Source organism: Pseudomonas petrae (genome assembly GCF_021728295.1).
Lineage (GTDB): Bacteria > Pseudomonadota > Gammaproteobacteria > Pseudomonadales > Pseudomonadaceae > Aquipseudomonas > Aquipseudomonas petrae.
In genome coordinates this window covers 196,145-209,257 of record NZ_JAKJXE010000002.1, presented here as the reverse complement: position 1 = coordinate 209,257, position 13,113 = coordinate 196,145, and the positions used below count along the sequence as shown (strand labels likewise).

At 62.8% G+C, this 13,113-nt stretch carries 10 protein-coding genes; 4 read left to right on the top strand and 6 right to left on the bottom strand.

Translation table 11 applies throughout. The features are described from left to right. Positions 1–120: 120 nt before the first annotated feature. On the top strand, positions 121–1,164 hold the full coding sequence (gene uxuA, locus L4G42_RS04475) for a mannonate dehydratase (RefSeq protein ID WP_237259538.1): 1,044 nt from the start codon (positions 121–123) through the stop codon (positions 1,162–1,164). Between the two features lie 249 nt (positions 1,165–1,413). On the opposite strand, the gene L4G42_RS04470 is transcribed toward uxuA, so the two are convergent. The 3 genes from L4G42_RS04470 to L4G42_RS04460 form a co-directional block, all read right to left on the bottom strand. Continuing rightward, the gene (locus L4G42_RS04470) at positions 1,414–2,121 is read right to left on the bottom strand and encodes a FadR/GntR family transcriptional regulator (protein ID WP_237259539.1); all 708 of its coding nucleotides are present in this window, start codon (positions 2,119–2,121) and stop codon (positions 1,414–1,416) included. A gap of 332 nt (positions 2,122–2,453) precedes the next feature. After that, positions 2,454–3,593, bottom strand: a complete 1,140-nt coding sequence (locus L4G42_RS04465) for a mannitol dehydrogenase family protein (protein ID WP_237254761.1) — start codon at positions 3,591–3,593, stop codon at positions 2,454–2,456. 11 nt (positions 3,594–3,604) lie between these two features. Continuing rightward, positions 3,605–4,615 carry a zinc-binding alcohol dehydrogenase family protein gene (locus tag L4G42_RS04460; RefSeq protein ID WP_237259540.1) on the bottom strand — a complete coding sequence of 337 codons (1,011 nt, stop codon included), beginning with the start codon at positions 4,613–4,615 and terminating at the stop codon, positions 3,605–3,607. Between the two features lie 301 nt (positions 4,616–4,916). Here L4G42_RS04460 and L4G42_RS04455 point away from each other — a divergent pair, with 301 nt between their 5' ends. After that, positions 4,917–5,318, top strand: coding sequence for a hypothetical protein (locus tag L4G42_RS04455; protein WP_237254759.1), 402 nt, complete (start codon positions 4,917–4,919; stop codon positions 5,316–5,318). Between the two features lie 54 nt (positions 5,319–5,372). Here the strand turns inward: L4G42_RS04455 and L4G42_RS04450 are convergent, their stop codons facing one another. Further along, a complete protein-coding gene (locus tag L4G42_RS04450; protein ID WP_237260583.1) occupies positions 5,373–6,224 on the bottom strand; it encodes an urea carboxylase-associated family protein in 852 nt (283 codons plus the stop codon). Positions 6,225–6,441: 217 nt separating this feature from the next. Here L4G42_RS04450 and L4G42_RS04445 point away from each other — a divergent pair, with 217 nt between their 5' ends. Both L4G42_RS04445 and iolG read left to right on the top strand, forming a co-directional pair. Continuing rightward, entirely contained in the window at positions 6,442–7,467 is a 1,026-nt protein-coding gene (locus tag L4G42_RS04445; RefSeq protein ID WP_237259542.1) for a LacI family DNA-binding transcriptional regulator, read from the top strand. A gap of 58 nt (positions 7,468–7,525) precedes the next feature. Further along, the gene (gene iolG, locus L4G42_RS04440; RefSeq protein ID WP_237259543.1) at positions 7,526–8,524 is read left to right on the top strand and encodes an inositol 2-dehydrogenase; all 999 of its coding nucleotides are present in this window, start codon (positions 7,526–7,528) and stop codon (positions 8,522–8,524) included. A gap of 56 nt (positions 8,525–8,580) precedes the next feature. Here iolG and L4G42_RS04435 read toward each other — a convergent pair whose 3' ends face one another. After that, complete coding sequence (locus L4G42_RS04435; protein ID WP_237254753.1) at positions 8,581–11,682, bottom strand: error-prone DNA polymerase; 3,102 nt, start codon at positions 11,680–11,682, stop codon at positions 8,581–8,583. Further along, complete coding sequence (locus tag L4G42_RS04430) at positions 11,679–13,106, bottom strand: Y-family DNA polymerase (protein WP_237254752.1); 1,428 nt, start codon at positions 13,104–13,106, stop codon at positions 11,679–11,681. The genes L4G42_RS04435 and L4G42_RS04430 overlap by 4 nt, the downstream gene beginning before the upstream one ends. Between the last annotated feature and the right edge of the window lie 7 nt (positions 13,107–13,113).

The following is a 13,113-nucleotide window of genomic DNA, read 5'->3' as shown; positions in this document are numbered from 1 at the left end:
GGGATTTGCATAATTTGGCCTGACCAATCTATGCTGCTGCGCAAACCTCGCTCGGGCAGCTTTCAATGAATCACTCGCGACCTTGAGCGGCCTGCCCCCCATAACAACAAGGACTGCGCAATGAAGATGACCTTCCGTTGGTACGGCGACAGTGATCCCGTCACCCTGCCCTACATCCGCCAGATCCCCGGCATGACCGGCGTGGTCTCTGCCATCTACGACATCCCGGTGGGCGAGGTCTGGCCGCTGGACAAGATCGCCGCCCTCAAGGCTAAGGTGAATGCCCACGGTCTTGAGCTGGAGGTCATCGAGAGCGTGCCGGTCCACGAAGACATCAAGCGTGGCTTGCCTTCCCGCGATCAGTTGATCCACAACTACGGCCAGACCCTGCGCAACCTGGCGGCCTGCGGGATCAAGGTGGTCTGCTACAACTTTATGCCGGTGTTCGACTGGACGCGCTCGACCCTGGCCATGGAGCTGCCCGACGGTTCGACCACCCTGGCGTTCGACGTGGCGGTGATCGAGCAGGCGAATCTCGACGACGGCATCAACCTGCCCGGCTGGGACGTCAGCTACGAGCCGGAAGTCCTGCGCGCGCTGATCAATGAATATGCGCAGGTCGACGAGGCTACTTTGCGCGAGCGACTGGCGTATTTTCTAGAGCGCATCATTCCGGTGGCAAAAGACGCAGGCATCAAGATGGCCCTGCACCCGGACGACCCGCCGCGCTCGATGTTTGGCATGCCACGGGTGGTGAAGAATCGCGAGGACCTGGCGCACATTCTGGCGATGGTCGATGACCCGGCCAACGGGTTGACGCTGTGTTCAGGCTCCCTCGGCGCCGACCTGGGCAATGACATCCCCTCGCTGGTGCGGGAATTCGGCGGTCAGGGACGCATTCACTTCGCCCATCTGCGCAATGTGAAGGTCAACGAAGCCGGTGACTTTTACGAAACCGCACACCGCTCCGAAGACGGCTCGCTGGACATGGCCGAGATCGTCAAGGCCTACGTCGAGACCGGTTTCGAGGGTTATTACCGCCCTGACCACGGGCGGATGATCTGGGGCGAAACCGGTAAACCTGGCTACGGCTTGTACGACCGGGCGCTGGGGGCGGTGTACCTGAACGGCTTATGGGAAGGGATTCGCAAGACGATGGCGTGAGGCTCGTAGCTTATGGGGCTTGATATCCGGGATCGGAAACCGCCCTCTGACGCACCACGACCTGTAGGAGCGCGCTTGCCCGCGAAATCGTAGGTACATCCGACGCATCTCCAGGGTCTGTACCCACGCGTTCGCGGGCAAGCGCGCTCCTACAGTTTCATGCGGTTCACAGGCCTTTAGCGTCAAGCCAGAGGGCGCAGGGGCCTGGGGTGTCACGAAGCGCCAAGGGCCTCGCCGAAGCCACTCGCTCTAACGCAGTTCCGCATCCATCCCGTCCAGCCAGCGCGCTTCGGACCTGCGCAGGTGTTCACGCATGGCGGTCTGGGCGCCGATCAGGTCGCGGGTCTGAACGGCGTGCAGGATGGCTTCGTGCTCGGCCACGGCCATGGCCCAGGTTTCGCGGGTTTCGGAATGTTCGCTGACATGGGCAGTGAGCGGGCTGTAGCGCTCTTCGAACAACGAGGTGATGATGCGCACCAGGGTCGAGTTGCCGCTCATTTTCGCCAGCCGCTGGTGGAATTTGCGGTCGTCGTCCAGCGCCGGCACCCCTTTGAGCGCACCCTCGCGCATCTTGTCGATGCACCCCTGCAGGTAGCGAAAATCGGCCTTGCTGCTGTGCAGGCAGGCCAACATCACGCTCTCACCTTCGATCAACGCCCGGGCCTGCATCAGCTCTGACGGGCTTTCCCCCAGCGTGCGGGTTTTGCCTTTGACGCCCAGCAGGTGCTCACAGACGTAAATGCCGGAACCCATGCGGATTTCGACGCTGCCTTCGATTTCAAGGGCGATCAAGGCTTCGCGCAAGGACGGACGAGAGACGCCGAGCAACTGCGCCAGATCGCGCTCGGGAGGCAGCCGCGCGCCGGGGGCGATGCCATGCTTGCGAATGTGCTCGCGCAATCGGTCGGCGGTGATCTGGTAAAGGCGGCGTTCGGGTGCAGGGCTTGGCGCGGTCATCAATCACGTTCCATCAGGATGCGCCGGAGGATATCACAGGCGTTGGGGCGCCTTGTGGCGTGGCCTTGCAGTCGGTGAGCAACTTCAATTTTGCGGTGTGGCTACCGACGCCTTCCCGGCTAAAGCCGGTCCCACTATGAGTGCGCGGTATGATTGTTCCCACGCCCCGCGTGGGACACATCCCCTGACGCTCTGCGTCACCGCCACGGAGGCGATGTTTAGTGGGACCGGCTTTAGCCGGGAAGAGGCCAGTGCGTTCACCCTCAATTTTGCGGTGTGCCAATTGACGCCTTCCCGGCTAAAGCCAGTCCCACTATTTATTGCGTGGTGTGTCAGTCGGGAATCACCGCCAACGCACCCTCAAGCTTCGGCTGCTCCAACCCCGCAATCACCCGCCCCATCTCCACCACCGGCAAGAACCTGCGGCGTTTCTTCTCCTCGTGGTTCTGCGCGATGTCAGCAATCCGGTGCTGCAAAAACGGGTTGAGAAAACGGTCGCGAACGCTGGCCAGATAATCCCGCGCCGGATCCCGTTGGCCCTTCGCCGCAAACACCGGCAGCACCTCCCGTTCCCACACGTTCTCCAGGCTCCCGCGCAGCAACGGGTCGTTCATCGCCTGAAACACCGTTTCACCCTCAGCCCGGCCATCCTTCAACCATCGCTCGGCCAGCCAGGTGTGCCCGAGATTGAGCATGAACAATTTGAACTGCTCGTACTGCTCAAGTTGATCCGTCACGACCACACAAGGGTGCGTACACGGCAGCACCAGCCCCGACTGACGTTCAATCGCCCAAATCGCGTACGGCTCGGCAATGGCACCCACCGGCTGAATGGGCTGCGAGACGATGCGATCAACCAGGGAATTCGCCCAGCGACACGTGTCGCGCAGGTAGTGGGCAAACCCGGTGTCGATGCCCCACTCTGCCGCCAGCTCGATGATCAGGTCGCGCAGCACATCGCCGTTGCGTGAAACCAGCTCACAGGGGAACAGCGACAACGGCGCATCAGGGTTCGCCTGCCAGCGGTCATGGAGCAACACCAGCAGTTTCGCCGGAAAACTGCGGGGCGCCGGCACTTCGGCGGCCAGGCAAGACGCCGTGTCTGCCGGATCCAGCACGTAGCCTGTGTCGCCGGTGTTTGAAATCACCACCTGCACGTCGTGCCGTATCGCCTGACGAATCAACGCCCAGTCGGGGCCGGCTTGCAGCGCCCCGGCAATCGATGTGGACCAATGCTCTTCATCCACCGTGCGACCGTTTTCCGCGCCCTGAATGCGCACCGGATATCCCACGCCACTGGCCAGCGCCTGCACCCGCTGCGCGCTGTCGGCACTGCCAGTGGTTTGCACGACGGTGATTCTGCCCAGCGCTTCGCCCTTTTCCAGGGCCTGGGAAATGAACAGATCGGCATGGGCCTGAAGAAAACGGCTGGTGCCGAACTGCAAAATGGGGGTGAATGGGGTTGCACGCATGCCCGCGTCTCCTAGCATTCGACGATGGCTTTGACGACGCGCTGGGCAGGGTCGAGCAACGTGGTGAAGCGCTCGGTCACCTCGCTCAGGGCCATGCGGTGGGTGTTGAGCGCAGCGTCAGGGATCAGGCCGTCGCGCAGGCATTGCTCGACGTAGCGGAAGTCTTCGACGGTGGCGTTGCGGCTGCCCATCAACGTCGCTTCGCGCTTGTGGAATTCGGGATCGGAGAAGCTGATGGTGTCGCGAACGATGGACACGAGCACGTATTTGCCGCCGTGGGCGATGAACTCGAAACCGCGCTCCATGGCCTTGGCGTTGCCGGTGGCGTCGTACACCACATCGAAGAATTCGCCCTGGGTCAGTTGCTCCAGTTGCTGTTTGTCGTCTTCGCCGATCAGCACGGCCGAGTCAATCTGCAGGTGCTGCTTGCAAAACGTCAGGCGGTCCTCGCGGGTGTCGAGCACGGTGACTTTCGCCCCACGCAGGCGGGAGAAAATCGCCACCGCCATGCCAATCGGGCCGGTGCCGACCACCAACGCGCGCTGGCCGGATTGCACGTCCGAGCGCCGCACCGCGTGGGCGCCAATGGACAGAAATTCGATCATGGCCGCCTGATCCAGCGTGACCCCGTCGGCCTTGAGCACGAAGCCGTGGGGCAGGCTCAGGTATTCAGTGAACGCGCCGTCGCGGTGGACGCCCAGCACTTGAATGCGCACGCAGCAATTGGTCTTGCCCTGGCGACAGGCGATGCAGTCGCCACAGGACAGGTACGGCATCACGTACACCACGTCGCCAGGCTCAAGCCCACTGCCCGCCTCGCTTTGCTCGACGATGCCGGAGAATTCGTGGCCCATGACCCGGGGGTATTCGAGGAACGGCTGATTGCCGTTAAAGATATGCAGATCAGTGCCACAGACCCCGACCCGCTTGATGCGGACCAGCGTCTCGCCGGGTGCGCGTTCGGGTTTCGGACGGTCGAGGGCCAGCAGGGAACCGGGTTTTTCGCAGACGACGGTGAGCATCTTCTCTCTCCAGACCAGGCACGCCGGCGCCGCTGAAACGGCCAGAGCCGCAGGATACCGGGCAGTGATCTTGTTGTTGTGAGGTGGCGGATGGATTCTGGAAGCGCGGGCCGCAGTTGCCGTGGCTTGGGCGATGACACGTGCGGCGCTGCAGGAAAAAGCTACACAGCTGCCCGACCATTGGCAAGACCAATTACATAAACATACCATTGGCCTTACCAAATTAGCCGTTCAAGTTTTCGCCGCGATTGCCCGCTCCACGGCTATAAATCCCCACAGCCCATGGTTATGATCGGAGCCCATGACTTCCCCATTGCCCATCCGCTCGCCCTGCCCGCCCGGCGCCTGTCAATGCGACCGCGACCGACTGTTGGAGCTGGACGGGGCGGACGTGCGCATCCTTCGCCTGACCCGTCAGGAAGAGAAGCGCCTGCTCGAACGCCTGGAAAATATCGCCAGTGTGGAAGATCTGCAGCGCCTGCAAACGCGGATGTTTGACCAGCTCGGCATCCGCCTGGACATCGCGCCGGGCTTCAACGAAGTGCGCAGCATGCGTGGCATGGTCATCGACATCGCTGAACTGCCCGGCATGTGCCGCAAGACTCGCGCCGCGATCCCCGCCGCCATCCGCCGCGGGCTGGAAAAGAATCCCGAAATCGCCTGGCGCCTGCTCAACGCCCACGACTTGTTTCGAGATGTCTGAACCCGTTGAGATGGCTGCGCGACCTCTCACTGAAACATCACAAAAAGTCCGGCCTTACTTCTCCCAGTCAGCCTTGTCGATCTTCAACCCGTGCAGACCGTTGTACGCCGCGCGTTTGGGTTGCTCCCAGCCTTGCAGCAACGCCGCATCAATGTCGTAGATCTCGACGCCCAACGGCCTGCAAACGGTCAGCGGGTCCTGGGCATCAGGCCCCCACATTGGCAATGAAAGGTCACCACCGGGGCATGTCGATAATGCGCAGAGCAGGTCAATCTCGGCGAGGAACTCCAGGTAATCGCCCTGCTTGGCCGGGCAGGCTTTCATGAAATACAGGTCATCGTGGTTCAAGCCGGTGCACTGGAAGATATTCAGCACGTCGTGCACGTCAAACTCGGTCAGGCCATGGGGCAACACGGCGCGGGTCAGATTCGAATGGCAGTGGTGGTGAAAGTCTTCGCCGGTGAGCATCTTGTTCACGTAGGGATCGCAGCGGGTGCCGAGCAGGTCATGCAGCCGACCGCCGTGCTCGTCGATGCCGTAACTGGCGAGGCTGTCGTCGGTGATGGTGACCATCGGCCGCAGGAACGGCAGGTTCGACCACAACCGGTCGTGGGTGGTGACGTGGGCGCCCTGCAATTGCCGGGTGCGCGCGGCCCACATGCGCTCGCGCGGATCATCGGCGCTCCAGACGTTGAAGTCGCCCACTTGCGGGCCCACCGGTGTGGTCACACGGAACACCTGACCGGCCTTGACCTTCCACGCCCGCCCGGTGCGGATCGGTATTTCGAACTGCTCGACCAGGGTGCGGCTGTCCTGCGCCTCGCGAATGCGCTGATAAAACGCCGTGTCGACCTGCAGAGCCGAGCCTTTGCTGACCTGATAAGCCGCGGGATAGTCTTTGTACATGGGTGCTCCTGGCGAATGATTGTCATCTGACGAATTGAGCACAGCACAGCCCGTGCCAAGCGCTTTGAGTCGTTCAACACGCAGAACCACAATCCGTTATTTGGAATTTAATTTCCATCTGTACAAGCAATAGAACAGCGATTAGCATTGCGACAGCCTCACCGAGGCCCCGAATCGACCTCAACAAGACCTCATCCAGAGGCGCCAGGGGATTCACATGCTCGACCGCGCCAGACGTTTTTCCATCAAGCAGATCGCGACTCAGGCCGGCGTGAGCAAGGCGACGGTCGATCGCGTCCTGCATCAGCGCGGCAGCGTTCATTACCAGACCCACCGCCGCATTCATCAAGCCCTCGAAGAACTCGAAGCCCAGGAAAAGTCCGGGCCTGCGGTGGGCCGCACCTTTCATATCGACGTTATCCTGCACACCCCCAAACGCTTCAGCGACGCGGTGCAGGAGGCGATTCTTGCGCAGCTCGGCAGTCTGGCGCCATTTCGTATCTTTCCGCGTTTTCACCTGTATCAGTCCATCGGCACGCAGCAGATGCACGACCTGATTCTGCGTTGCGTCGAAAAAGGCAGTCAGGGCCTGATCATCAAGGCGGCGGATGAGGTGCCGATCAACGAAGCAGTGAATCAGGCGACGGCGGCGGGTGTGCCGGTGGTGACGTTTGTTTCCGATCTGCCTCAGAGTGAGCGCATCGGTTACATCGGCATGGACAATCGCACTGCCGGGCAAACGGCGGCGTACCTGATGTCCCGCTGGCTGGACGCTGCGGCGCAAGACGTGGCCGTGGTGATCAGCAGTGAGCTGTTTCGTGGCGAGGAAGAGCGGGAAATGGGTTCCCGCACCTGGCTGCGCAGCCGTGCGGCGCATCTGCGCGTCGTCGACGTCAGCGGAGGTTTCGGGGTGCATGAGCCGACTTTTGAAAAAGTGACCCAGGCGCTGCAGGCCAATCCGTCGATCAAGGCCATTTACAGCGTCGGCGGCGGCAACCGCGCGATCGTCGAAGCCTTCGCCGCACTCAATCGTCCCCTTGATGTATTCATCGGGCACGACCTCGATCAGGAAAACCGGCAACTGCTGGCGGAAGAAAAGATTGCCGCGATCATCGATCACAACCTGCAAGTCGACGCCCGCAACGCGTTTCTGCACATTCTGCAGTTTCATCGCCTGTGGAAGGCGGTGCCGATTCCCGTTTCCCACGTGCAAGTGGTCACGCCATTCAACCTGACGCATTGATGTACAGCCGCACCCGTTACGCCGATCACCCCATAACAACAATCCCGGAGATCCACCCATGCTACGCATCGCTGTCCTCGGCGCAGGCCGTATCGCCAACATTCACGCGGCCAACGTGGCCGCCAACCCCAACGTGCAATTGTCGGTGATCGCTGACCCATGGCGCGAAGGCGTCGACACGCTGGCCGGCAAGCTGGGTTGCGCCGCGGCCTACGATTGCGCCGAGGCCATTGCCCGGGACGATGTGGATGCGATTGTCATCGGCACGCCGACCGACACGCACATCGACCTGATGCTGCGGGCGGTGAAACTGGGTAAACCGGTGCTGTGCGAAAAACCCATTGACCTTGACTTCGCCAAAGCCGCCCGCGCAGTGGATGAGATCGAGCGCCTGAACGGTAAGGTGATGCTCGGTTTCAACCGTCGTTTCGACCCGGACACCCTGCAGATGCGCAAAGCCATCGCCCGCGGGGACATCGGCGAGGTGCGACAAGTGGTCATCACCAGCCGGGATCCGGGGTTGGCGCCGGTGGAATACCTGACCCACTCCGGCGGCATCTTCCGCGACATGACCATCCATGATTTCGACACCGCGCGCACGCTGCTCGGCGAAGAACCCATCGAAGTGATCGCCATCGCCAGCCGCCTGGTGGAGCCCGCGCTCGCGCAGATCGACGACTACGACAGCGTGATGGTCTTGCTGCGAACCGCCTCCGGCAAACAGTGCCACATCAATTGCTGCCGCGAAGCCGTGTACGGCTATGACCAGCGCCTGGAAGTGTTCGGTTCCAAGGGGATGATCCTCAACGACAACCATCGCCCAAGCACCGTGCGCAGCTACAGCGCCACGCAAACCGAAGTGCGTGAGCCTCTGGAGAATTTCTTCCTCGAGCGCTATGCCGCTTCGTATCGCATCGAGCTGAACCAGTTCATCGACGCGGTGCGCGCCAACGACCCCCTGCCCACCAACGCCCGCGACGGGTTGAGAGCCTTGCATCTGGCTAACTGCGCCATTGAGTCGATCAAGACCGGGCGGGCTGTGAAGGTGGAGATCTGAATCCCGCGGTGTTCATCACCCGTACCTGGGTGCGGGCAAGCTGAACGCCATGCGCATCACTTGAAATCCCGACTGCGCACATCAAGCCCGGTGAGCATTGGGGTGAGGTCGAACAATCGCTGGGCGATGACGTGGCGCACGCCCTTCTGGAATTCGAACTTGCCGAACACCTGCATCAACTGCGACCCCACCAACACCTTGCGTTGACGCTCGGCCAGATCACGCCAGACCACGACGTTGATCATTCCGTGTTCGTCTTCCAGGGTTACAAACGTCACGCCGCTGGCGGTGCCGGGCCGTTGTCGACCGACGACAAGCCCGGCCACGCTGAAACTGCGGCCGTGCTCTTCATCCAGCAAATCCTTTGAACTGCGAAAACGCTTCGCCGCAAGTTTATGCCGCAGCAAGGCCAGCGGGTGCGGGCCGAGTGTCGTGCCGAGGGTGTCGTAATCAGCTGCAAGGTCCTGGGCAACACTCGGCAACGGCAGCGCGACCTGAGCCTCTTCGCCAAAACAGTCGTCGCCGAACAACGGCCGTTGCATCTCGACGCCGGCGATCTCCCAGCGCGCCCGATGCCGATGCCCGACCAGACCCCGCAGCGCACCGGAATCGGCCAGCCCAGCACGCGCCCGATTGTCCAGTTCGGCGCGAATGCACACGTCGGCCACGTCCTTGAAATCACGTACGCCGCGCGCCTGTTCGATGCGCTTGGCGTCCTCCTCGCGGAACCCGCGAATCATGCGCAGGCCCATGCGGATCGCCAGGTTCTGGTTGTATTCCCGGCCGGCCACCGGCTCCAGCGAACAGTCCCAACCGCTGTAACGCACGTCCACCGGGTGCACGTCGATCTGGTGGCGGCGGGCGTCCTGGAGCAATTGATCCGGACTGTAAAAGCCCATCGGCCAGCTGTTGATGAGCGCGCAGGTAAAGGCCGCCGGCTCGTGGCATTTGAGCCAGCAACTGGCGTAGGTCAGCAAGGCGAAGCTGGCGGCGTGGGATTCCGGGAAGCCGTAACTGCCGAAGCCTTTGATCTGCTCGAAAATGCGCTGGATGAACTCGTCCGGGTAGCCCTTTTCCTTCATGCGCTCGCTGAGGCGAATGCGATGGGGCCCAAGACCGCCATGGCGTTTCCAGGCGGCCATGGAACGGCGAAGTTGGTCCGCCTCCCCGGGGGAGTAATCGGCGGCGACGATCGCCAGTTGCATGACCTGCTCCTGAAACAGCGGCACGCCAAGGGTGCGCTCGAACACCACTTTCAGTTCTTCGGACGGGTACGTGACTTCCTCTTCGCCGTTCTTGCGGCGCAGGTACGGGTGCACCATGCCGCCCTGAATCGGCCCGGGCCGGACGATGGCCACCTCGATCACCAGGTCATAGAAGGTGTTGGGTTTCAAGCGCGGCAGCATGGACATCTGTGCCCGTGACTCGATCTGGAACACGCCGATGGTGTCGGCGCGGGTGATCATGTCGTAGGTCGGTTTGTCCTCGGCGGGGATGGTCGCGATGGTCAGGTCGTAACCGCGATAACCCCTGACCAGATCGAAGGTCCGGCGCAGCGCGCTGAGCATGCCCAACGCCAGAATATCGACCTTGAGCAGGCCCACCAGATCGAGGTCGTCCTTGTCCCACTGAATGATGGTGCGGTCCGCCATGGCGGCGTTTTCCACGGGCACCAGGGTTTCCAGCGGATGCTCGGAAATCACAAAGCCGCCGGGGTGCTGGGACAGATGTCGGGGGAAGCCGATGAGTTCGCCGGTCAACGTCAGCACCCGTCGCAGAATCGGGCTCTCGGGCTCAAAGCCACATTCGCGCAGGCGTTCGGCGGGCGGCATGCTGTCGGTCCAGCGGCTGAAGCAGTCGGCCAGGGCGTTGATCTGGTCGGGCGGCAAACCGAGGACGCGCGCCACATCCCGGATGGCTCCCGCACCGTGGTACGTACTGGCAACCGCAGTGAGCGCCGCCCTGCCCCGGCCGTATCGACGGAACACGTATTGCAGCACTTCCTCGCGCCGTTCGTGCTCGAAATCGACGTCGATGTCCGGGGGCTCGTCGCGCTCTTCGGAGATGAAACGCTCGAACAGCAGATTGCTTTTTGACGGGTCCAGCTCGGTGATGCCCAGGGCGAAACACACCGTTGAGTTGGCCGCCGAGCCTCGGCCCTGGCAAAGGATGTGCTGCTCGCGGGCGAAGCTGACAATGTCATGCACCGTGAGGAAGTAACTCTCGTAACGCTTGGCAGCGATGACTTTCAGCTCTTTTTCGATGTTGCTGCGGGCGACCTCCGGTACGCCGTGAGGCCAGCGCCGACTGGCGCCCTGCTCGGTCAGATGCCGCAGCCAGCTGCTGGGGGACTGGTCAGGCGGCACCAGTTCATGGGGGTATTCGTAGCGCAACTCACTGAGGTCGAAGGTGCAGCGCCGGGCGATGTTCACAGTTTCAATCAGCAGGCTCGCCGGATACAGCTCGCCCAGCGCCGACACCGGTCGCAAATGCCGCTCGCCGTTGGCAAACAGCCGATGCCCTGCCTCCGCCACGGTGGTGTGATGGCGGACGGCGGCCATGGTGTCCTGCAAAGCCCGACGACCGCGGGCGTGCATGTGCACGTCGCCGCTGGCGACGGCAGGAATCGCCATGGCCCGCGCCATACCGAGCAAGGTGTTGAGGCGCCTTCGATCATCCGGACCGCAGTGCAACTCGACGCTCAGCCACAGATTCTGCTGAAAGATCCCGCGCAGCCAGGCGCCTTGTTCCCGCCGTGTCGGGACGTCCTGATCAAGATCCGGTTGCCACAACGCCAAAAGCCCCGTGAGCGGCGGCTGAAAGTCCTCGTGCAGCAAGCGGTATTCGCCTTTCTTGCTGCGGCGCCGACCTTGGGTGATCAAGCGACACAAGGCCTGGTAGCCGGCGAGATTCTCCACCAGCAAGACGATTTTCGGCCCGTTCTCGACGGTGATTTCGCTGCCGATGATCAGCGGCAGCTCACATTCCTTCGCCGCCTGCCATGCCCGCACAATGCCCGCCAGGGTGCATTCATCGGTGATCGCCAGCGCTTGATAGCCATGAAGTTTGGCCCGCTCGAACAGCTCCTTCGCACTCGACGCCCCGCGCTGAAAGCTGAAGTTCGACAGGCAATGCAACTCGGCGTATCCCCCGCTCATGCGAACCAGCCGTGCAGCAACAGGCTGCTGTCGCCGACGCTGCGGTACGCCCAGCCGCGCTGGCCGTTGCGGGTTTCGACGAGGTAATAGTCGCGGCGCACGTCGCCGCCGTCCCACCAGCCCGACTCGATGCGCTCCGGCCCGGCCAATACGCGCAGACCGGGCTCTGTCAGCAATTCGGGCTCGGGCAACAGCCAGCCGGGGCGCGGCACTTTATGGGTCAGCGCCAGTGGCTTGTTCGGGCAAGCGGGCAGCGAGGCGTGTTCCGGACGATGGTCGGCATTGAAGCCCAGGCCGGCGACCGCTTCATCCCCAAGCCGTGCACGCAGGCGCTCGCGCAGTTGCTCCCAGGGCATGGTCTGTTGCGGACGGTCGTCGAACAGCTCGCGGTGGGTGGGCACGAAAGCCGGCAGGTCCTTGGCCTGCAATCTCAACGCGCGTACCGGCGACGGCACTTCGGCTTGCTCCAGACGCCCCCGTGCCAGCTCGAACAGCATGTTGGCTTCTCGCTCGGCGCTGAGCAGGCCGACGGGGATCTGCGTGTCCGGGGCAACGCTGCCCACGCTCGGCACGTGCTCCAGATGAATCACGAAACGTTGCACGCCGCTGTCGCGTCCGGCCAGAAACACCGCCAGGTCGGCGATCATGCGCTTGAGCGGGAACAGCAGCGCCTGATGGGATTCGACGTCGAAATTCAGCTCGATGCGAGTATCGAAACGGTCCGGCGGCACATAACACTCCAGCCCCATGGGCCTGCGCCCGAACAGCGTGTCGAGGTGTTGCAGCACGGCCGCCGGGAAACGCCGGGCCAAAGTGTCACGGGGCAACGCCTGAACCTGTCGTACGCGATGCAGGCCCATGCGCGCCAGCGCAGTGGCCACTTCGGTCGGCAGGCCGATGCGGTTGACCGGCATCTGCGCCAGCACCTCATGCAGTGTGTCGCCATCGGTCACGGCGAGACCATCATGGGCGTTGGCGAGCATGCGGGCCGCCAGCGGATTGGGCGCCGCGACGATGCGGTGGGTAAAGCCCAGTTCGGTCAGCTCTTGACGCAGTCGCGCCTCGAACACCGGCCACGGCCCGAACAGGCCGAAGCTGGATTCGACCTCCATCAACAGCACGCGCGGGTATTTGAGGCTGACATGGGAACTGAAACGGTAGGCCCAGGCCGCCAGCAACCGATGCCAACGCTCGGTTTCGTCCGGGTCGTATTCGACGGTGGCGAATTCTCGGGTCATGGCGTGGGCTGCGGTCAACGACTGGCCGGCACGCAGGCCCATCGCGCGGGCCGCCGGATTGACCGTCTGCAGCACCCGGCGCTGCGCCGTGCCGCTGATCAGCGCCAGCGGTTCTTCAGGGTTTTCGCGACGACGCATGACGCCGTCCAGCGCCAGCTGCGGCAGGAGGACACAGGCCCAGAGCATGGCAACC